Source organism: Achromobacter veterisilvae, from assembly GCF_037619525.1.
GTDB classification, from domain to species: domain Bacteria; phylum Pseudomonadota; class Gammaproteobacteria; order Burkholderiales; family Burkholderiaceae_B; genus Achromobacter; species Achromobacter veterisilvae.
This window is the reverse complement of the sequence record NZ_CP148753.1, coordinates 4,810,274-4,829,090: the sequence shown is the minus strand read 5'-3', so window position 1 is coordinate 4,829,090 and position 18,817 is coordinate 4,810,274. Positions and strand designations below refer to the sequence as shown.

Below are 18,817 nucleotides of genomic sequence, written 5' to 3'. Positions count from 1 at the left end.
TCGTATTCGTCACGAATCTGTGTGTTCGCGATCGCTTTGAACTGGGCAATTCAGTATCGCCTTTAGCAAGTGAGGACAGCATGGCACGCCGTAGTGGTTTCGGGGCATTCATTAAGGCTGCGGCTAGAGCGGCGGCGGCGTCCGAGCGAGAGCGCCAACGAGCAGCCAGAACGCAGTTGGCATATGCCAGGCAGAGCGAACGAGACCGCCGAAGGCGTGCGACGCAGCGAGCGCGCGAAAATCGCGAGGCCGAGAAGGCGCTCAAGGCGCAATATCTTCTGGATCGCCAAACTGAAGTCGATGATCTCAATGCAGAATTGAACGAGAAAATCGAGGAGTTGCAAGACATTCTTGCGCACACGCTCCGCCACGATGATGCGATCGACTTCGATAGCTTGCGGCATTTTGAAGCATTTGAACCCTTCGAAATCGCACCAGAGCTTCGTCCGAGCGATCCTCCCGCACTGATTCAGGTTCCCAAACCTTCGGGAATGAGACGGTTGATTCCGGGCGCAGGCAAAAGGCATCAGGCGGCGTTAGAGAAAGCGAAGATCCAGAATCAGCAAAGCCTCGAGGTCTTTCGTCTGCACGAGGAAGAGAAGCAGGCACAGATCGCTCTTTTCCAGGATCAGTACCAACAAAGGAAGGCCCAGTACGACGCCGAGGTGGCGCGTCGCAATGCCGAGGTTGACGAGTTCCAAGCGACGTACTTGGCCAACGAGGCTGACGCAGTCGTTGCATATAACGAGATGGTGCTCATCCGGTCTGAGTATCCAGAAGAAGGCTTCTCACAGAAATTTCGCATTGCCTACAACGAGGTAGCGAAGGAACTTGTCGTGGAGTACGAGCTGCCTCAGGTTTGTGTGATTCCTACTGACCTGGAGTATCGATACGTCAAGACTCGAGATCAGATCGACGCAAAAGCCCGGAAGCCTGTCGATATCAAACGTCTCTATCAAGACATCGTGGCTGCAATATCGCTTCGAACCTTGCATGAGTTGTTTGAAGCTGACCAAGCCGATGCCCTGGCTCTCGTTACGTTCAACGGCATAGTCGATACGACAGATCCTTCGAGTGGACGTGAGATCCGTGTCCCGGTCGTATCGGTAAGAGCCGAAAAATCCGAGTTCCAGGCGCTACGTCTGGACCGTGTCGACAAGATCGCATGCTTGCGCAACTTGGGCGCTCAGGTTTCCAACAGACCTGATGAGTTGCAGGCTATCAAACCGATTGTCGAATTCAACATGGTCGATAAGCGCTTTATCGAACAGGGGAATTTGCTGAACGAGCTGGAGTCCCGGCCAAATCTGCTGGATCTGACGCCCGGCGACTTCGAAGTGTTGGTATCCAATTTGTTCAGCAGCATGGGCCTGGATACAAAGCTAACGAGAGCTTCACGGGATGGAGGAGTAGATGCCATTGCGTTTGATACACGGCCTATCCTTGGCGGTAAGGTCGTTATTCAAGCAAAGCGCTATCGCGACACGGTTGGAGTAAGCGCGGTTCGAGACTTGTATGGAACGATGATGAACGAAGGGGCGAGTAAGGGGATTCTAGTTTGTACTAGTGGGTACGGTGTTGATGCTTATAAGTTCTCGCAGGATAAGCCGATTGAACTGATTGATGGCGGGGGATTGTTGTATTTGCTGAGAGAGCATGCCGGGGTTGAAGCCAAGATCATGACTTAGTTCTTAAGTGGGATCGGAGGGAGCCACACTATGCCGAAGGGTCACTTCGACCGATAAGCCGGATTAGCGCTGTGGAAGGCTCCGCTGCTGTTATCTGCAGTTTCAACCGAAGTGGCGGTTCCGGAATAGAAACCTGAGAAATAAGACGTCAAACTACAATTTAGGATGGCTGAATGTGTAGTTTGAAGCCGTATTTGAACGGAAACTGCCTACGCGGCCCGGCCGGCCCCAACCACCTCAGCAGAGCGAGCCCCGTTAATGTCCGAACACCACCAATTCCTATGTCCGCGCGATATGCACTTGCCGCCGCCCGATTGGCGTGCGCTGCAAGCCAGGCTGCTGGAAGGTGGATACGTGCTTGAACCGCGCGGCGACGGCATTCCGTATCGCGCCCTGTTGAACCTGAGCTTCGGCCTGGCCAGCCTGAACGAAGGGTCGCACCAGTACCAAGAAGGCCTGCGCACGACGGGAGACGTGATCGCCATGTACGTGCGGGCGGGGTATCTGCCGGCGGACATACCGATACGCCACAACGACACTATGGATGAAGCCCTGGCGCTGCTGGCCGAACATGGCATCACGCCAGGGGACCTGTATGCCGACAATGAGGGCAGCGACTGGAACAGCCCGCAATACTGCCTGGGCCCGGCGGCACGCCCCTATCTGACCGACGACACCCGAGCCAGCTACGACGCGAACCCCAAGCATTTTCCGCTGATGCTGCTGGCCTACGACGGCCCGGAGCCGAACGTGGCGGTAGGGGAGAACCTCTCCGAGCCCAGCCTGCCGGGTTCAGACGCGCTGCTGGAATCCATGCCGCCGTTCGATTCGCATGTCGACTTCATCGGCGCAGCCTACGAGGATCCCGCCGCGCAATGGCATTGCGCGGAAAATGGCCGCGATTACCGGATCCTGGAACTGGATTGGCAATTCAGCCTGGCGATGGGCTTTCGCATGGTTCGGACAGAATGGCTGGATCAAGGGAGCGCCGAGGGGCTGGCCGCGTTAATTGGCGAACTTACCGGGCAGGCTATGGTTTGCAGCCATCGGCATTTGTGAATAGCGGCCAAACCTCAACGACGCCATGCGCGACAGCGCAGGGCGTTCGCGACACCATATCTATCGCCTCGGCCATATCCGCCGCTTCGATAATGGCAAAACCCGCTATCGGCAACGGCGACTTCATGAATGGTCCGTTCGTCGTTTCGACCCGTACCGCGTCGTGGTTGCGCACTTGTACTGGTTTGCCCGCAATACCCATCAATACTCCGTCATTTTGCAGTTTTGCGTCATGCGCATGGGCTGCGTTTCGGATGGCCGCGGGGGTGCGGTCATAACCCTCTTGGTCTCCATATCCGATCGTCACAAACTTTGGCATGGATCGTCTCCTTGACGTTGACGCGATTCGGGCGTGCTTGCGATATCAATGTACGGAAGCGGAGAAAGCCCAGGGGCGCCTGGGACGAGTTTACCGATCTGGCGGCGCGGCCGAATCGAATGACGCCGCTTTCTCGTTGACCGCGGCCTCGAGCGCGCGCATCCAGTCTGTCTTGCCAGCGGCTTGTTCCAGCACGCGGTAACCCACCATCGCAGCGAACAACACCATGGCCTGCGCATCGTCGCCGCCCCGGGCGCGCGTATCCTCGAGGAACTGATTGAACAGTCTGCCGGCGCCGGCTGTGTAGGCGAGCGCCGCGTCGCTATCCGCGGGGCCTTGAGCCGCGTGCGGCGCGAATGCCAGCAAAGGGCAGCGGCGTTCGGCGCGCCGGTTGCCCAGATACTGGGGCACCAACGTGCCGACCCGGCTTTGCTCGCGTTCATCGGCCCCGTCGAAAACCTTTTGCCACGAAGCCGTAGCCTGATCGAACACCCCCGAGACCGCTTGCGCGGCGAGATCGTCCTTGGACGTGAAATGCTTGTAGAAGCCTCCCACGGTCAAACCGCAGTCGCGCATCACGTCCGCGATCGACACGCCATCGATGCCGTGCGTGCGGAACAAGCGCGCGGCGGCATCCAAAATGCGCTGGCGATTCTCGCCCGCTTTTTCCTGGGATGAACGGCCCATGCTGCCTACCTCCTTCTAAAGCTGACGATCTTGCTGGTCAGCTTCTGCACTTCATCGCCATTCTGGTTCGAGGTAATGCTCTCCACCACGACGATGCCGCGATCCGGTTTGCTGCGGGACGGCGTGATGCTCAGGATTGTGCTCTTGACACTGAGCCGGTCGCCCGGCCGCGTCGGCCGCGCCCAGCTAATTTCGGCGCCCGCGCCTATTACGCCGTCGGCCAGCGGCAGGCTATCGACCAACAGCCGCATCGTGATGGCCACAGTGTGCCAGCCGCTGGCGGCCAGCCCCTGGAACAGCGAGGCCCGCGCCGCCGCTTCATCCAGATGAAAGGGCTGGGGGTCGAACTCGGCGGCAAAACGGCGGACCTGGTCCGCGTCCAGCGGATGCGTCGCGCTGGTGAACGTGTCGCCGACGGCGAGATCGTCGAGGAACAGCTTCTTTGAGGTTCCGGGGTGTTCCATGTGCCGCGTCCTTTCAACAAGAGGGAGAGGGAAACTTGATGCGCCTGCAAGCCGCTTTTTCAGAATAGATTATTGGTGTAATCTAAGCTGCACGCAAGCCGCTTTTTCCTCTCCCACGAAACGCAAGGAGCGCCGACATGCCTTTGGTTCGAATCGATATCCGGAAGAACGATGACCCGCTGTTCGCAAAGAAGATCGGCGAGGTCGCCGGTATCGCGGTGCGTGGGCCGAAAAACGCGGTCGACAAGGCGGTGAAGGGGCTTAAGCTGCATCCTTGAGGCGGCTCTGGATGGGGGCCTACGTTCCTGGCGTTCTCGGTATCATGTTCCCGGACCTGCCCACGACCTTCAGGAACGGAACATGAAAGCCCTTACATCGCTCACCGTCTTAGGCCTGCTGACCTTCAACCTCTCCGCCAGTCCCGCTGCCGCCGCCGGTTCCATCGCCTACCTGGGCCCCGCCGGCTCCTGGACCCACCAGGCCTGCCTCGACCTCTACGGCGACAAGGACCTGGTGCCGCTCACCCGGGACGAACTCTTCAAAAGCTACACCGACGGCAAAGTCGAACGCGCCTGCGTCCCTGTCACTACTTCCGTGGTCGGCGTCACGCCGTACCTGGACGCCGTCCTCGACCTGCCCAACGTCACCATCGTCGCCGAATATCCCAAGATGCTCGGCTACAGCCTGCTGGCCAGGCCCGGCACCAAGCGTGAAGACATCAAAGAAGTCCTTGCCCACCCCGTCGCCTTCGAAGAAGTCAAACCCTGGGTAGATCGCGAAATGCCCAACGTCCGCCGCACCGACGCCGCCAGTGGCGGCGCCGCCGCCCAGACCGTCGCCAATAGCCTGACCCTGGACAAAGCCTCCTTCGGCCCCAAAGTCGGCGCCAGCGTCTACTCCCTGGTGTCGCTGGTGGACGGTATCGAAGAAGGCCCCCACAACGTCACCCGCTGGTGGGTCCTGGGCCGCGACATGCCCGCGCCCACCGGCAACGACAAGACCTCCTTGCTCCTCGACACTTCCGACGACAAATTCGGCGCCTCGTTGGCCGCGCTCACCGGGGCAGGCGTGCAAGTGCTTACCGTATATGAACGGCCCAGCAAGAAAACCCTGGACACGCATCGCTATCTGATCGAAGTCGCAGGACATGCCAAGCAAGGGAAACTGACGGAATTTCTTGAGAAGAACAGCGAGTTCCGGGTGTTGGGGTCTTATCCTAGATACAGCAAGCCGTCCAGATAGGCGGCGTCGCCTACTTGGGCGGGGCGAAAAGGGGCGGAGCCAGGAGGCATGGGAGAAAAGCCGGATTCTATGTCTCAGCACAATGCGCGTGGCTGCTCACCTTATCGCCAAACGCGGCTGGGCCATGCGCGATGCCGGCCGGTGCTTCATCCGCAACCGTGCAGTTCCGGCCGCGTTGCTTGGCTGTATAGAGCAAGTCGTCCGCTCGCTTCAATGCGCTGGCGAAAGGTTCCTCCGACTGTACCAGGGTCACGCCCATACTGGCGGTGAAACGCGAATTGGGAGCGTGCTGCCCCCAGCCCTGCGCGACAAAATTCGCGCGGATCTCCTCGGCGATTGCGGCAGCGTGCGCGAGATTTGCCGCCGGCAGCATTAAAAGGAACTCTTCTCCTCCCAGCCGCGCAGCGCAAATGTGGATGCCTGTCACAGGCCGGAGCAGGGCGCCAAACCGCGCCAGCACCCTGTCGCCGAACGGGTGGCCGAAGACATCGTTAATGCGTTTGAAATTGTCGATATCGGCCACGATAAGCGCGGTCGGCGTTGCCGCATCCGGCAAGGGGCGCTTCGCAACGGAGGCGAGAAAGTTATCTAGACCCTGTCGGTTCAGCAACCCCGTCAGCGCATCGGTATGGGCTTGATGGCGGTATTTCTCTATGGCGTCGTAGCTCGTCGCGATGAAGACCGCGAAGGTCAGGACAATGCTACCCAATAGGCCGGTGTATTGGATCAGAGTCCCCCACACCGACATTCTCCACTCCCCCGTGGCGAGAGCGGGTGTCGGAGCGGCAAGATACAAAACGCATTGGCCCGTCAACACCAGCGCGATGAAGAGAAACGCCGCCGTGAGTACCTTATCCGACGTCGTTGCCGCTTGCCTGGCAAAGGAGAGCGTGGTCCGCCAGAGTACCAGCGCGCAACAGGCCTGAACGAAGAACGTCTCCAGTTTTGCGCTGCCAAACAGGACGACCGAGACGATGACCATCGCCGTCGAGGCCAGCAGGACCGCAATATCGATGTACGGAGGAGTCTGCCTGCGGCTGCGGCGCTGCAGTGCGCGACACGCCAAAATGACGCCGCCTAGAATGAAAGCGTCCTCGACGACTTGTTTGTAAGGGGACAGCGCATCGGCTTGAACAAGCATGATGGCGTAGCCTGTGCCCAGGCAAGCCAGGGCGCCGCCCCAGCGCAGGGTGTTGAAGCCTACCAGCCGCGCGGCGCAGAGCCCCACGCCGCACAACAGGATCGCGGCGGGCACAGACCATTCAAGCAGGGTTGCAGGCATCGACAGACGAGTACATAGAACAAGGGAAACTTGGTATTCGTGGGAAAAGATTACAGTGTGTCGCAATGTATCGCCACGACTCAACAGTCAAGCATTGTCAAGCGATGCCCGCGAAGTACCCGACGACGAGCGCATCGGCTGGATAGCCTGCAAGTTGCGCAGCGAGTATCTTGGCGTTTCGCCTCGAAATAGCGATTCGGTCAATACGAAAGCGCATATAAACCCCCGGTGACACCCCAACGATGAACCTTGCGCCCTTTATGTAGGCATAATCCCGCGTTGGCCATCAGGGAGGGTCTTCGCATGTACGAACCGAAAGGGCACCCGCTGCTATCCACAAGGCGCTTCGTTTTCCGGATGCTGTGGCATCTCTTCTGGGCGATAGCGGTCATCGGCATGGTTGCCTGTGTGGGCATCGTCGCCCATCTGTGGTTTGAAGATATCAGTTGGCATGACGCCATGCTCAACACCGCGCTCATCATCGGCGGTATCGGGCCATTCATCGTGCCTGCCTCAATGGGCGGGAAAATATTCTTCTCGTTCTACAGCCTGCTGGTCGGACTGCTGTTCGTCGGCACCCTAGGCCTGATCCTCGCCCCGGTCGCGCATCGCTTGATTCATAAGTTTCATTTGGATGGGGATTGAGGGGCGTAGGTCGCTCTTGGGGGGAGGCGTCGGACGAAAATTTGGCTAGTTAAATTGTAGTCTGACACTATTTTTATTTCTGCCATCCTGGAACATCTACAAGCTCCCGAAATTGCCGCCGACAAGGCCATGCTGCGATACAGCGCGGAAGGCGAAAGCCTTTCGATCTATTGCTGCGCTCCCAACAGAAATAAAATCGAACTGACGGAGCCCGCTACCTAGAGCGAAGATACCCGTTTCCCGGGAGCAAAAGCATGCCCACCAGCCTACGTGCAATCCGTGCAGATATCACCACGCTTCAGGTGGACGCTATCGTCAACGCTGCAAACTCCTCACTGCTGGGCGGTGGTGGCGTCGATGGCGCTATACATCGCGCCGCGGGCCCGGACCTCGTGCACGAATGTCGGCTGCTTGGCGGTTGCAAGACTGGCGACGCCAAGGTCACCAAAGCCTATCGTCTCTCCGCTCAGTACATCATTCACACGGTAGGCCCAGTGTGGAGGGGCGGAGATAACGGGGAGCCGGAATTACTGTCCAGCTGCTATCGACGCTGCATTGAGCTTGCGGAAGAAAGGGCGATCGCTACGATTGCGTTCCCAAGCATCAGCACTGGCATATACGGCTATCCCGTCGAATTGGCGGCGGAGATCGCTGTTGAAAGCGCGCGTGCTAGCTTGTCAGGCGACTCGTCTGTTCAAGAGGTGGTCTTCTGCTGTTTTTCACCGGAAGACCTTCATCAGTATGAGCGCCTATTGCGTAGGCCGTTTGCATGACTCATTGGAGGGATGCGGCCTTCAAGGCGCAACCATAGTCTGCTGGAATCTGTCGCAGGCCTTCCTGGCCTTCGACCTGGACAGCTTCGACGCCATCATTGCGCTTGCGGATCTCGGCAACAGTTTCGACGTCATCCGAACCATGCGTATCGCGCCCATGACCAAGGATGCCATCCTGCGCCTTGCTGTCGCGGTGCTGTTGCCGATCTTGCCGCTGGCTCTGACGATGATGTCCTTGGAAGACCTGCTGGAGAAAAGGTATCAGACTACGACCCCGCCCGAACTCGCCATCTCCATCCCGTACACTACCTAGCAATCACCAGGGAGCGATATGTCGATTCAAACCTTAGGCCGTTGCAGCATCGTCCTGTTTCTCACCGCGCTGACTTCGGGTTGTTCGTTGGGTGGCGAGTGCGGATGGAACCGCAGCAGCTGCATGTATGAAGGCAAGTACGAGCAGGGCGAGGAAGACTACGCGGAAGCCGAAGCAAAGCGCCTGAACAAGAATTCGGCCGATCGGTTGCGCCGTAGCTCTGGCAACTGATCCGCAGATGGAGCCTTTCTCGCTCGTGAGGTTCTAGGCAGCCTACTGCGAAGATGCCAGGAATCCTCCGATTAACCCGACCGTAGCACCGGTGCTTTCTTCCATCAGCCAGTGCCCGGCTCCCGGCACGACTTCTCCGCGCACGTTGGTCGCCGCATTGCGCATGACGACCGCCATGTTGTCGCCAAAGGATTTCTCTCCGCCGATGGCGAGGACCGGCATGGCAAGCTTGGTCTTGGAGAACGCGATGTTGTCGGCGACATCGCTCTTGGCGATGGTGTTGAACTGCGCGAAGGCGGCGCGCATCGCGCCCGGCTGGGAATAGAGCTTGGTGTAGTGGCGTCGCGTCGCTTCATCGATCTTCGAAGGCGTGCCCGCGAACTCGTTCCAGAAACGGTCGAGATAAATGCGCTCCCTGCCGGCGACCAGCCGCTCAAAATCGGGGCCTCCGGCATTGAAGTGCCACAGCGCGGGCCACAGAATGATCTCATCCCACGGCGCGATACCGGGCACGGGCGCGTCCATCACCACGAGTTTGTCGACTTTGTCGGGGTAGCTCGCCGCATACGCATAGGCCACCATCGTGCCTATGTCGTGGCCGACGACGGCGGTCTTGTCCTGCTTTAGCGCCGTCACGACCGTGCGTATGTCGACAGCCTGCGATTTCTTGTCGTAGCCACTGGCGGCTTTGGACGATTTCCCCATGCCGCGCAGGTCCGGCACGATCACCAGGTGCGACTTCGCGAGCTCTTTCGCGAGCGGCGCCCACATGTCGCCCGTGTCGCCGAACCCATGGATGAGCACCACGGCCGGGCCGGTCCCTGCGGAGCGGACGAAAATCTTCGCGCCGTCCGCCATGGTGACAGTCTGGCTCTTGAAGCTGCTCGGGAATGTAGGCTGTGCTGCGGCATTTGTGACGCACAGCACTCCAGTCAATAGCGCTACTGCCATTGCAAGGCGACTTTTCATGTCGGCACTCCAATATCGGGGATCGGATCCGCCCGGAATATTGTGAGGCCTAGTCGCGGTTGCTGGCGAAGATATTTGGTTTCAGCCGAAAAACAGTGTCAGACTACAAATTCGCCAGGGGAGGGGACGCGGGCGCTGCGCGCTATCCGGGGGCGCCGTCGGCTTCGGCTCGCGGCTTCAGCGCGCATGCCGCCGCCGGCGCCATGCCGCGGCGCAGCGCCTCGTCCGACGGCGGCGCTATCGGCCGCCTGGGATGCGCGTAATTCCAGCCCGACCACGTCGGACCGATCCGTTGGCGGTCCAGCATTCCCGCCGCGTCCGCCTGACGAACCCAATAGTGCATGAGTTCCTCGCGTTCCTGGCGGGTGTACTGCTCGCGCGCGTCCTCGGCCTCGTAGGTCTCCACCATCGCCAGCATGGCCGCGCCCATGCCGCGCTGCGCCGCAGCGGCAAAGCAGGCGCGCACCGCGGCCATGGTCGTTGGCTCGTACGCGAACTTGCCGGACGCGCCTTTTGCCGCTTCTCGCTGCAATATGATTCCAATGTTGTAGAGCGCCAGCACGTCGCCGTTGGCTGCCGCCAGCGTCACCCACCGCGCCGGCCTCGCGGTCCTTCAGCAAGGCCGGATCGTCCGGATAGCGCGCATTCAGCTTCAGCCATAGCTTGGGCGTCCAGCGTATCTGCTGGACGGCAAAGTCCAGATACCGCAACCCCAACCGCCCCTGCGCGGGCGGGTAGCCCAGCTTGGCCGCATCGGTAAGGGCATGGATCGCCTTGGCCTCGCAGCCGCCCCATTCCGGGCGCGCATTGCACCAGTTATCCAGGTCATAGAGCGCCGGCGCATAGCCGTCATCGGCCGCCTGGCCCAGCCAGCGCCAGGCCTCGGGCAGATCCCGCGCGCCGCGGTCGTCCCGATAAAACTCCGCAAGGACCGCCGCGCCCTGCGGCAGCCCCAGTTCCGCCGCCCGCCGATAGAGCGATAGCGCGGCGGCCGGCATGTCGCCCTGCGGTCCGGCCTCCCGCTGCAGTTGAGCTGCCTGATTGAACAACGCTCTGCGATGGCCCTGGTCCGCGGCAAGCTCATTCCACTTGCGCGCCGCCCGCTCATCCTGACGGCCACCCCAGCCCGCCAGCAGCAGTCGCTCGTAGAGCGCGCGGATATGGGGATTGCGACGAATGCCGACGATGGCAGCCATGTAGAACGTGGCACGCACCCGAGCAGGACCGGCCTTTGACAGGTGCGCACGGCCATTGAGGCTGGTGCCCGACTGACGCTGCACGGGAACCAGCCCCAGATAGGCCGCCAAGGCCTCGGCAGACTCGATGCGTTTGCTATGCATGATCGACAGGATCGCGTTGCTGGCCTGCGGGCCGATGGCCGGGATGCTGGTGAGCAACTCCCGGTCTTCCTTCAAATCGGGATGGCGGTCGATGTGGTCATCGATGGCCCGCTCCAGGCGCTTGATCTCTTCGCGCAGGAACGCAATGGCCTTGGCGATGGAACCTTCGACCAGGACGGGCAGATCACTGAACTGCGTTTTCTCCTGCCGGTTGAGCTCACGCAACAAGTCTTTGCTCAGCGCGTTGCGCCGCGCCAGCAAGGCACGCAACTGCCGCGCATGCAGGGGCGCGGGGTGCCATAGCGCCGGCTTGAGCGCCTGACCGTAACGGGCCAGCACGTAGCTGTCGATCCCGTCGGTCTTGGAGCGCACCGCCAGCGCACCCGCGAAGTCGCGCACCTGGGCTGGATTCACCACGGAGACACTGACCGAAGCGTCATGCAGCGCGGTGGCGGCCTGTTCGTGATACTGCCCCGTCGGTTCGAGTACGGCGTGTAACTGCTGCGGCTGGGCGCCTTGCTTGGCGCACCATTGCAGCAGCGTCTGGATGCCGGCTACCGAGTTGGGGACGACCTTGGTCTTGCGTTTGTCTCCTTCACTGCCCAGCAGCGCGCAATCCAGTTTCGCTTTGGAGACGTCGATTCCTAGAAAAAACATGACTTAGCTCCCTTGCCGATTCCAAAGAAGCCCGCTGCGCCCACTTGCCTTGTACATGCAGGGTCCAATGCCCTAGGCTACCGTCCAGTGTCCAGCCGGCTCAGAGGTGCGGATTCGAGGCTTAATCTTTCGAGCAAAGTCCAAGCTTTGGGTGTCAGAACAAGCTGCTCGAATCCGCTGTGGTGATAGCTAATCACCACGGGGACCAAGATACAAAGTGTCAGACTGCAAATTCGCTGGCTAGATACTGCGAAATTGTAGTCTGACACCTTGCTTTACGCGTCCTTCTGCCGTCTTGCTGCAATTTCACTTCGTGTGCGTGGACTGCATTTCGAATGGTCGGCGCGGTGCGCTCGCAATCATCTCGGTCGCCATAGTCGATGGCCGCTAGCTTTGGCATCGATCGTCTCTTAACGCACACGAGATTTGGAGCGATCTGCAATGCCAAGCGAAGCCCGGGACTGGGCGGCGGTGTCTGCCCGAGCAGACTCTCTCTCCTATCGATAGGTTAGAGGGGCTTCGGGGCTCGCTTGCCGAGTCCGATACTGAGCGGCGCGTTGGTAGACGACAAAGCCTATTCTCGACGCCTTTCCCGGGGTATTGCTCTGGTGCCTGATCCATGATCTGCCACAAAAGTAAAGTTCGGGTAATATCTGTAGATATTTGTCACCAACTCACTTGTTCGTGATCATTTTTTCTGGGAAGTTCGATTCGTCTTTAGGTTATGAATCTGCGCGGGCGACGGCTCGCATGCAAATTGGAGCAGAGCATGGCGTGATGGAAAAACTCAGAGGCCTTTCCGAAGAAATTCGTCAGCAAGGCCCCGAAGTGGCTCCTGACGAGGATTTCATCAAGCTATTTGCGGCGTGAATCTATGAGGGCGTGATCGCGCAACAAGTGCGAGATCAATTTTCTTCGTTGACCCACAGTGCTCTAGGTCAATCTTGAACGGCCATGTCAATGAGTGGTTCAAATCGGCTATGAATAGCAATGCAGTCGCATCGATAATGGCAGATACGCCTGAAGCTGAAGAGAAAGGGAATAAATCAGGAGGGCTGACTGAGTTATATAAAAATACTTCAGGACGATAGCAACAGGAATCTCATTGTCACCTGCTCTTTAATCGATCGCGGAAATATGTAGGAATATTCTAAGAACGCAAGCTGATACTCGACATCCATTTCTTCAATTTGCGAATTTTATAAGAATCCGATGGGCGTAAAAAGCTAAGGTTCTACGGCATGGTTATGGTTATTTGATGTGGATTCTGGTTCCGCTTCGTTCAGATATTTGAAATTCTCACTTCCTCATTGAACTATATTCAAAACCAGTTAACGCTCCGCTTTTGAGGAAGATGAAATCTAATTGGAGCTAAATAAGAAAATCGTTGTTCTGAATTTTCACGTATAGGCTGCGAATAGGCTGTAGGTCGGATACCTAGACTTTCTTTGGTCGAAATTAACAAGATATAACTTAACCTGCAATTTTAACGTGTAATTCCAAAACTGGAGAGAAGCGATGCATTGGGGCAGCATAGTCGGTAAGGTTGGAAATGATCAATATCAGCGACGACTCGCAGCGCTCACTGATAAGAAGATTGACACACGTTCCATCGAGGACACTGTTGAAAAAACAATCGCCAATTTCAAGGCGAGCAATGGAAGATCATTTGTCATATTCGGAGAACCACAAAGTGGAAAAACGGAAATGATGATTGCGCTGAATGCAAGGTTGCTCGACGAAGGCGTTGGCATTATTGTGAACCTTCTTACCGACAGTGTGGACCTCTTAGAGCAAAGTCTCTCCCGATTTCGTGCTTCTGGGCTTAGTCCGTCCCCCAAACAATTTAGCGAATTACCGAAAGAATCCAAAGATTTAGGGAAAAAGAGATGGGTTATCTTTTCAAAGAAAAATGCGAGGGATTTAGAAAAGCTTATTGATCTTCTGTGCGGACGAAAGGATATTGTCGTTATAGATGATGAGGCAGACTTTGCGTCGCCTAACGCAAAGATTAATAAAGATGAAAAAACAAAAATAAATCATCTAATTCACAAGCTGCTCGGAGAAAGCGGCCAATATATAGGCGTTACAGCCACGCCGGCTCGACTTAATCTCAATAATACATTCCAAAACGACAGCGAATTATGGGTAGATTTTTTGCCTCATCCGCTCTATGTTGGTCAGGACTTCTTTTTTCCGACTGACGGGGTAGTCAATTATCGCCTGCATACTTTCAAAATTGATGAAGGCTCGGAGCGAGTGGAATTAGAAAATGCGATCTTGCATTTTCTATGTGGAGTTGCAGAGCAGCACAAACGTGGCCATGAGCAGAATTTTACTATGCTGGTTCACACCAGCGGTAAACGAGACGAACACAAAGCCGATATTGATGTTATACAGAGTACAATAACTACGCTGTCCACGTCCTCGCATTCTGGCTTTAAGCGAATCATCAAAAAACTAGAAAAAATCGCCAAAGGCTATTGTCGTGGACAGCCGGAGCCGATCGTGGAGTTTGTGCTCAGAAATATTGATAGAAATACTATTGTAGAAATAAACTCCAAAGGCCAAAGTGGTAAGGTTTCCGATATTGCCAAGCCAACTAGTCTTTTCTCTTTCGGGGCCGGTGGCAATATAATATCTCGGGGTGTAACTTTTGATAATTTATTATCCATGTATTTTACGCGTTCGGTGGTAGGAAAATTTGCGCAAGATACATATATTCAAAGAGCTCGAATGTTTGGGTCTCGCGAGGAATACAAAACCTATTTCCAACTATGGCTTCCTGCAGAGCTTCTAAAAAATTGGAGTAAGTGTTTTGCGTTCCATAAGCTAGCGATTCACGCGATGCGAAGCAAAGCGGGCGCACCTGTCTGGCTTTCAGACCATAAAACTACGCCAACATCTGCGAATTCTATTGATAAATCAACTGTTGACTTTGAGGGCGGTGAGATGTCATTTGGCTTGTTCGAGTTCGGCAGGGAGACTCACGACGCTCTAATGAATCGATCAGGGCGATCAGATATGCAGATGTTGGAAGCTCTGCGTGAATCTTTTTCAGACAGTGAGTTTCCAACCTATTTGTACGAGTTCCTGAAACATGACTTATCTGCTTCACAGGCGGCTAGTATTTCTTTTCACCAAGCTAGCATATTCGGTACGGCATCCAGCGCCTATGCTGATGATGAAATTCGAAATATCCGACGCAAAAAAGGATTGTTTGCAAATAATGAATTTTCAAGAAGTGAGCGCCCGGCAGCCCGGCATCACTTGAAAATATTCTATAATAAGCATGGAAAAGCTCGTGTATTTTATAAAATAAACGGAAATTCCATAAAATTCATTCAAAATAGAAAATGATTTCAGATGCGTCGAGATACTATGGGTGCGTCCTGCATCAGATAATTGATCACGCTGCCCAAGGGGCCACCATCGATTGTCTGTATGGCGATGCCCCTGGATTTTATTTACTGAATGGAACTTTGCCGTTTTACATAAAATATTCCACCAGTCGAACAAGCCCGTGGGGCTTCAATTTTCATATATCGCATCAAGAAAGACTAAAAAACCTCGTCGACAAGTATGGTGAGTGCATTGCTGCCTTTGTATGTGGGCGTGATGGTATTGCTGCGATAAATTATGCAGAGTTGAAAAATATTCTAGACGCTAGCCAAGAGTCTCAAGAAAGTGTGTCAATCCGTCGGCGACGCAATGAGATGTATAATATAAAAGGCCGAAACGGCGTTTTGAACAGAAAAATTTCGCGGAGCAGCCTCATCGATATGCTTAAGGGACTACCCCTCACATGAAACACATACACCCGTTCCCTGCTCGAATGGCCCCGGAAATCGCTCTTGAAAAAATAAGTGCGCTTCAACCGGGGCAAACGGTTTTAGATCCCATGGCTGGGTCCGGCATGGTGCTGCAACAGGCAGTACGTAGCGGTATATGTGCTATCGGATTTGATCTGGATCCGCTTGCGGAACTGATTTCACGTGTCGGAGCATCTGCAGTAGATGCCGACGAAGCTATAGCGGGACTACAAGCTGTGCTTCAACGCTGTACCGATAAGCGCTTTAAGGTTTCGTTACCTTGGATCGACAGCGATACCGAAACCACACAGTTTGTTGACTTTTGGTACGCTCCAAAGCAGAAGGAGCAGTTAAGAAAACTAGCAATGCATTTGGTCGCAAAGCCGATTGATGTGTCGAATGAAACACTTGATGTGATTAAGGTGGCGTTGTCTCGTCTTATTGTTACAAAAGAGCCTAAAGCTTCTCTGGCGAGAGATACTGCTCATAGTCGTCCGCACAAAACAATTAGGGAGAATGATTTTGACATTTTTGAGGCGATGACATCTTCTCTGCGTCATGTTCTGAGTGTGTTGGGTGCGTCATCGTTAATGGGTAGGGTAACAACTTTCATAGGAGATGCCAGAGATTTGAGAGAAATAGAGAGTAATAGCATTGATTGCATTGTTACGTCCCCCCCATATTTAAATGCGATAGATTATATGCGTGGCCATCGCATGTCATTGGTTTGGTTAGGCTATAGACTAAGTGAGTTGCGAGAGATTCGTAGCACGTCAATAGGAGCGGAGCGTTCTTTAAATGACAAGCATGATGATAAATTTCTAGCGCTCCTGTCAGAGCTTGGCCTAAAAAGCCTGGATGCTCGCACAATAAATATGCTTCACCGTTATTTTACGGATCTGGTAAAGCAAACCAAAGAAGCGCATCGTGTCCTAAAAAAAGGGGCGCTCGGAACGTATGTCATAGGAAATTCGACGATTCGAGGGACTTATATAAAAAATAGCGAGTTTTTGAAACGGGCTGGTGCGTTGGCTGGTTTCTCTATCCAGACGGAAACTGAGCGGGAAATACCCGATCATCGGCGCTATATGCCAATTCCTGCAGTGGCGGGGAATAGCCTGGCAAGCCGCATGCGTGCTGAGCACATCATAGATTTCAAGAAATAAATTGAAGTTCAGAGGCTTGAAATATTCCTACCAGCGTTGTGTGAATCAACCCGGATTTAGTGTTGGCTCCGCTCTTTGAGAGCATCGGGTCCATGTGCAATAAACACATCAGGTTTTCTCCCGGGGCCTAGAACGGCCTGTGAGCAGCGCAGCGAGCATCAATCGTTGTGGGTGGCAGTCCGATCCATCGGACTGTGGGTCGGCTGTATGAACGGCAGAAAAAGATACCGTCTTGTCGGTCAAGAGATTAGGCGTAATCCGGGCGATAGGGTGAACGCGTTTTGAGTACGCCAAAGCATAGATGAGCGAGCTTTCTCATTGCAGCGCCGATTGCGGACATCTTGCTTTTGCCGGCGCCTAGAAGTCGGGTGTAGAGGGTTTGGACATGGGGGTTGTAGCGCGTGGCCACAATCGCTGCCATGTACAAGGTTGCCCTTACTCTTGGGGGCCCGGCCTTGGACAAACAAGGTCGACAATTGAGGCTGGTTCCGGATTGCCGCTGCACGGGAACCAGACCCAGATAGGCCGCTAGGCCCTCTGCGGAGTTGATTCGCCTGTTGTGCATGATCGATAGAATCGCGTTTGCTGCTTGCGGTCCAATGGCAGGGATGCTGGTGAGCAAATCCCGGTCCGCTTTCAGGTGACGTGCCCCCGGAATATCCGTACAGGTCAAAACTAGAGGTAAGGTTGCTTCTCAGCGCCCCGAGCGGGGCGAGGAGAAGCCATGAAACGGTCGAGATTTACCGAAGAGAAGATCGCCTATGCGCTGCGACTGGCAGATAGCGGCACACTGGTGGTCGATGTATGTCGGCAACTCGGTGTGTCCGAGGCGACTTTCTACACGTGGAAGAAGAAATACGCCGATTTCGGCGTGAGCCGAAAAACGGTGTCAGACTACAAATTCGCCAGGGGGAGGCGCGGACGCTGCGCGCTATCCGGGGGCGCCGTCGGCCTCGAAATAGATACCGTCTTGGCCGTCAAGCGATCAGACGTAGTCGGGTCGGTATCGTGATCGGGTTTTAAGCACGCCGAAGCATAGATGCACCAGCTTTCTCATGGCCGCGCCCAGCGCGGCCATTCTGCTTTTGCCCGCCAGCAGCAGTCGCTCGTAGAGCGCGCGGATATGGGGATTGCGACGAATGCCGACGATGGCAGCCATGTAGAACGTGGCACGCACCCGAGCAGGACCGGCCTTTGACAGGTGCGCACGGCCATTGAGGCTGGTGCCCGACTGACGCTGCACGGGAACCAGCCCCAGATAGGCCGCCAAGGCCTCGGCAGACTCGATGCGTTTGCTATGCATGATCGACAGGATCGCGCTGCTGGCCTGCGGGCCGATGGCCGGGATGCTGGTGAGCAACTCCCGGTCTTCCTTCAAGTCGGGATGGCGGTCGATGTGGTCATCGATGGCCCGCTCCAGGCGCTTGATCTCTTCGCGCAGGAACGCAATGGCCTTGGCGATGGAACCTTCGACCAGGACCGGCGGATCACTGAACTGCGTTTTCTCCTGCCGGTTGAGCTCACGCAACAAGTCTTTGCTCAGCGCGTTGCGCCGCGCCAGCAAGGCACGCAACTGCCGCGCGTGCAGGGGCGCGGGGTGCCATAGCGCCGGCTTGAGCGCCTGACCGTAGCGGGCCAGCACGTAGCTGTCGATCCCGTCGGTCTTGGAGCGCACCGCCAACGCACCCGCGAAGTCGCGCACCTGGGCTGGATTCACCACGGAGACACTGACCGAAGCGTCATGCAGCGCGGTGGCGGCCTGTTCGTGATACTGCCCCGTCGGTTCGAGTACGGCGTGTAACTGCTGCGGCTGGGCGCCTTGCTTGGCGCACCATTGCAGCAGCGTCTGGATGCCGGCTACCGAGTTGGGGACGACCTTGGTCTTGCGTTTGTCTCCTTCACTGCCCAGCAGCGCGCAATCCAGTTTCGCTTTGGAGACGTCGATTCCTAGAAAAAACATGACTTAGCTCCCTTGCCGATTCCAAAGAAGCCCGCTGCGCCCACTTGCCTTGTACATGCAGGGTCCAATGCCCTAGGCTACCGTCCAGTGTCCAGCCGGCTCAGAGGTGCGGATTCGAGGCTTAATCTTTCGAGCAAAGTCCAAGCTTTGGGTGTCAGAACAAGCTGCTCGAATCCGCTGTGGTGATAGCTAATCACCACGGGGACCAAG

18 protein-coding genes and 2 pseudogenes are annotated in these 18,817 nt (G+C 56.2%); 12 read left to right on the top strand and 8 right to left on the bottom strand.

Translation table 11 applies throughout. From position 1 onward, the window contains the following. Nucleotides 1–80: 80 nt before the first annotated feature. Nucleotides 81–1,688: a restriction endonuclease gene (locus WHX56_RS22360; protein WP_338879048.1), complete on the top strand. Its 1,608-nt coding sequence runs from the start codon at nucleotides 81–83 to the stop codon at nucleotides 1,686–1,688. Between the two features lie 294 nt (nucleotides 1,689–1,982). Continuing rightward, a complete protein-coding gene (locus WHX56_RS22355) occupies nucleotides 1,983–2,747 on the top strand; it encodes a hypothetical protein (protein ID WP_338881818.1) in 765 nt (254 codons plus the stop codon). Here WHX56_RS22355 and WHX56_RS22350 read toward each other — a convergent pair. The 3 genes from WHX56_RS22350 to WHX56_RS22340 all read right to left on the bottom strand — a co-directional run bounded on the left by WHX56_RS22350 (nucleotide 2,719) and on the right by WHX56_RS22340 (nucleotide 4,217). After that, complete coding sequence (locus tag WHX56_RS22350; RefSeq protein ID WP_338879047.1) at nucleotides 2,719–3,066, bottom strand: YciI family protein; 348 nt, start codon at nucleotides 3,064–3,066, stop codon at nucleotides 2,719–2,721. The two genes, WHX56_RS22355 and WHX56_RS22350, sit on opposite strands and share 29 nt — an antisense overlap. A 90-nt stretch (nucleotides 3,067–3,156) precedes the next feature. After that, on the bottom strand, nucleotides 3,157–3,753 hold the full coding sequence (locus WHX56_RS22345; RefSeq protein ID WP_338879046.1) for a TetR/AcrR family transcriptional regulator: 597 nt from the start codon (nucleotides 3,751–3,753) through the stop codon (nucleotides 3,157–3,159). A 5-nt stretch (nucleotides 3,754–3,758) separates the two neighbouring features. Further along, on the bottom strand, nucleotides 3,759–4,217 hold the full coding sequence (locus WHX56_RS22340; RefSeq protein WP_338879045.1) for a MaoC family dehydratase: 459 nt from the start codon (nucleotides 4,215–4,217) through the stop codon (nucleotides 3,759–3,761). Between the two features lie 137 nt (nucleotides 4,218–4,354). Between WHX56_RS22340 and WHX56_RS22335 the strand changes: the two genes are divergently transcribed. Both WHX56_RS22335 and WHX56_RS22330 read left to right on the top strand, forming a co-directional pair. After that, the gene (locus WHX56_RS22335; RefSeq protein ID WP_338879044.1) at nucleotides 4,355–4,495 is read left to right on the top strand and encodes a hypothetical protein; all 141 of its coding nucleotides are present in this window, start codon (nucleotides 4,355–4,357) and stop codon (nucleotides 4,493–4,495) included. Nucleotides 4,496–4,577: 82 nt separating this feature from the next. Continuing rightward, entirely contained in the window at nucleotides 4,578–5,459 is an 882-nt protein-coding gene (locus WHX56_RS22330; protein WP_338879043.1) for a prephenate dehydratase, read from the top strand. Between the two features lie 67 nt (nucleotides 5,460–5,526). On the opposite strand, the gene WHX56_RS22325 is transcribed toward WHX56_RS22330, so the two are convergent. Next, nucleotides 5,527–6,714, bottom strand: a complete 1,188-nt coding sequence (locus WHX56_RS22325; protein WP_338879042.1) for a GGDEF domain-containing protein — start codon at nucleotides 6,712–6,714, stop codon at nucleotides 5,527–5,529. 330 nt (nucleotides 6,715–7,044) lie between these two features. Between WHX56_RS22325 and WHX56_RS22320 the strand changes: the two genes are divergently transcribed. The 4 genes from WHX56_RS22320 (at nucleotide 7,045) to WHX56_RS22305 (ending at nucleotide 8,703) form a co-directional block, all read left to right on the top strand. Then, complete coding sequence (locus WHX56_RS22320; protein WP_062680327.1) at nucleotides 7,045–7,386, top strand: hypothetical protein; 342 nt, start codon at nucleotides 7,045–7,047, stop codon at nucleotides 7,384–7,386. A 254-nt stretch (nucleotides 7,387–7,640) separates the two neighbouring features. Continuing rightward, complete coding sequence (locus WHX56_RS22315) at nucleotides 7,641–8,159, top strand: O-acetyl-ADP-ribose deacetylase (RefSeq protein ID WP_338879041.1); 519 nt, start codon at nucleotides 7,641–7,643, stop codon at nucleotides 8,157–8,159. Then, the gene (locus tag WHX56_RS22310) at nucleotides 8,152–8,472 is read left to right on the top strand and encodes a hypothetical protein (protein WP_338879040.1); all 321 of its coding nucleotides are present in this window, start codon (nucleotides 8,152–8,154) and stop codon (nucleotides 8,470–8,472) included. The genes WHX56_RS22315 and WHX56_RS22310 overlap by 8 nt, the downstream gene beginning before the upstream one ends. Before the next feature lie 18 nt (nucleotides 8,473–8,490). After that, nucleotides 8,491–8,703 carry a hypothetical protein gene (locus WHX56_RS22305; RefSeq protein WP_174716201.1) on the top strand — a complete coding sequence of 71 codons (213 nt, stop codon included), beginning with the start codon at nucleotides 8,491–8,493 and terminating at the stop codon, nucleotides 8,701–8,703. Nucleotides 8,704–8,745: 42 nt separating this feature from the next. Here the strand turns inward: WHX56_RS22305 and WHX56_RS22300 are convergent, their stop codons facing one another. Next, the gene (locus WHX56_RS22300) at nucleotides 8,746–9,672 is read right to left on the bottom strand and encodes an alpha/beta hydrolase (RefSeq protein ID WP_338879039.1); all 927 of its coding nucleotides are present in this window, start codon (nucleotides 9,670–9,672) and stop codon (nucleotides 8,746–8,748) included. A gap of 98 nt (nucleotides 9,673–9,770) precedes the next feature. Next, on the bottom strand, nucleotides 9,771–11,669 hold the full coding sequence (locus tag WHX56_RS22295) for an IS110 family transposase (protein ID WP_338879038.1): 1,899 nt from the start codon (nucleotides 11,667–11,669) through the stop codon (nucleotides 9,771–9,773). 678 nt (nucleotides 11,670–12,347) lie between these two features. Between WHX56_RS22295 and WHX56_RS22290 the strand changes: the two genes are divergently transcribed. From WHX56_RS22290 to WHX56_RS22280, 3 genes are all read left to right on the top strand, one after another. Continuing rightward, nucleotides 12,348–12,539, top strand: coding sequence for a hypothetical protein (locus WHX56_RS22290; RefSeq protein WP_338879037.1), 192 nt, complete (start codon nucleotides 12,348–12,350; stop codon nucleotides 12,537–12,539). A gap of 648 nt (nucleotides 12,540–13,187) precedes the next feature. After that, the gene (locus WHX56_RS22285; RefSeq protein ID WP_338879036.1) at nucleotides 13,188–15,029 is read left to right on the top strand and encodes a Z1 domain-containing protein; all 1,842 of its coding nucleotides are present in this window, start codon (nucleotides 13,188–13,190) and stop codon (nucleotides 15,027–15,029) included. A gap of 445 nt (nucleotides 15,030–15,474) precedes the next feature. Beyond that, nucleotides 15,475–16,647, top strand: coding sequence for a hypothetical protein (locus tag WHX56_RS22280; protein ID WP_338879035.1), 1,173 nt, complete (start codon nucleotides 15,475–15,477; stop codon nucleotides 16,645–16,647). Nucleotides 16,648–16,894: 247 nt separating this feature from the next. Here WHX56_RS22280 and WHX56_RS22275 read toward each other — a convergent pair. After that, nucleotides 16,895–17,287: pseudogene (locus tag WHX56_RS22275) on the bottom strand (transposase); the annotation flags it as partial. A gap of 84 nt (nucleotides 17,288–17,371) precedes the next feature. On the opposite strand from WHX56_RS22275, the pseudogene WHX56_RS22270 reads away from it, so the two are divergent. Beyond that, nucleotides 17,372–17,524, top strand: a pseudogene (locus tag WHX56_RS22270) (transposase); the annotation flags it as partial. Nucleotides 17,525–17,632: 108 nt separating this feature from the next. Here WHX56_RS22270 and WHX56_RS22265 read toward each other — a convergent pair. Then, nucleotides 17,633–18,607, bottom strand: a complete 975-nt coding sequence (locus tag WHX56_RS22265; protein ID WP_338879034.1) for an IS110 family transposase — start codon at nucleotides 18,605–18,607, stop codon at nucleotides 17,633–17,635. Nucleotides 18,608–18,817 lie beyond the last annotated feature (210 nt).

What these genes read in the sequence shown, in the direction of transcription:
- WHX56_RS22360 (WP_338879048.1), top strand. Translation starts at nt 81, where the DNA reads ATGGCACGCCGTAGTGGTTTCGGGGCATTCATTAAGGCTGCGGCTAGA.
- WHX56_RS22355 (WP_338881818.1), top strand. Translation starts at nt 1,983, where the DNA reads ATGCACTTGCCGCCGCCCGATTGGCGTGCGCTGCAAGCCAGGCTGCTG.
- WHX56_RS22350 (WP_338879047.1), bottom strand. Translation starts at nt 3,066, where the DNA reads ATGCCAAAGTTTGTGACGATCGGATATGGAGACCAAGAGGGTTATGAC.
- WHX56_RS22345 (WP_338879046.1), bottom strand. Translation starts at nt 3,753, where the DNA reads ATGGGCCGTTCATCCCAGGAAAAAGCGGGCGAGAATCGCCAGCGCATT.
- WHX56_RS22340 (WP_338879045.1), bottom strand. Translation starts at nt 4,217, where the DNA reads ATGGAACACCCCGGAACCTCAAAGAAGCTGTTCCTCGACGATCTCGCC.
- WHX56_RS22335 (WP_338879044.1), top strand. Translation starts at nt 4,355, where the DNA reads ATGCCTTTGGTTCGAATCGATATCCGGAAGAACGATGACCCGCTGTTC.
- WHX56_RS22330 (WP_338879043.1), top strand. Translation starts at nt 4,578, where the DNA reads ATGAAAGCCCTTACATCGCTCACCGTCTTAGGCCTGCTGACCTTCAAC.
- WHX56_RS22320 (WP_062680327.1), top strand. Translation starts at nt 7,045, where the DNA reads ATGTACGAACCGAAAGGGCACCCGCTGCTATCCACAAGGCGCTTCGTT.
- WHX56_RS22315 (WP_338879041.1), top strand. Translation starts at nt 7,641, where the DNA reads ATGCCCACCAGCCTACGTGCAATCCGTGCAGATATCACCACGCTTCAG.
- WHX56_RS22305 (WP_174716201.1), top strand. Translation starts at nt 8,491, where the DNA reads ATGTCGATTCAAACCTTAGGCCGTTGCAGCATCGTCCTGTTTCTCACC.
- WHX56_RS22300 (WP_338879039.1), bottom strand. Translation starts at nt 9,672, where the DNA reads ATGAAAAGTCGCCTTGCAATGGCAGTAGCGCTATTGACTGGAGTGCTG.
- WHX56_RS22295 (WP_338879038.1), bottom strand. Translation starts at nt 11,669, where the DNA reads ATGTTTTTTCTAGGAATCGACGTCTCCAAAGCGAAACTGGATTGCGCG.
- WHX56_RS22285 (WP_338879036.1), top strand. Translation starts at nt 13,188, where the DNA reads ATGCATTGGGGCAGCATAGTCGGTAAGGTTGGAAATGATCAATATCAG.
- WHX56_RS22280 (WP_338879035.1), top strand. Translation starts at nt 15,475, where the DNA reads ATGAAACACATACACCCGTTCCCTGCTCGAATGGCCCCGGAAATCGCT.
- WHX56_RS22265 (WP_338879034.1), bottom strand. Translation starts at nt 18,607, where the DNA reads ATGTTTTTTCTAGGAATCGACGTCTCCAAAGCGAAACTGGATTGCGCG.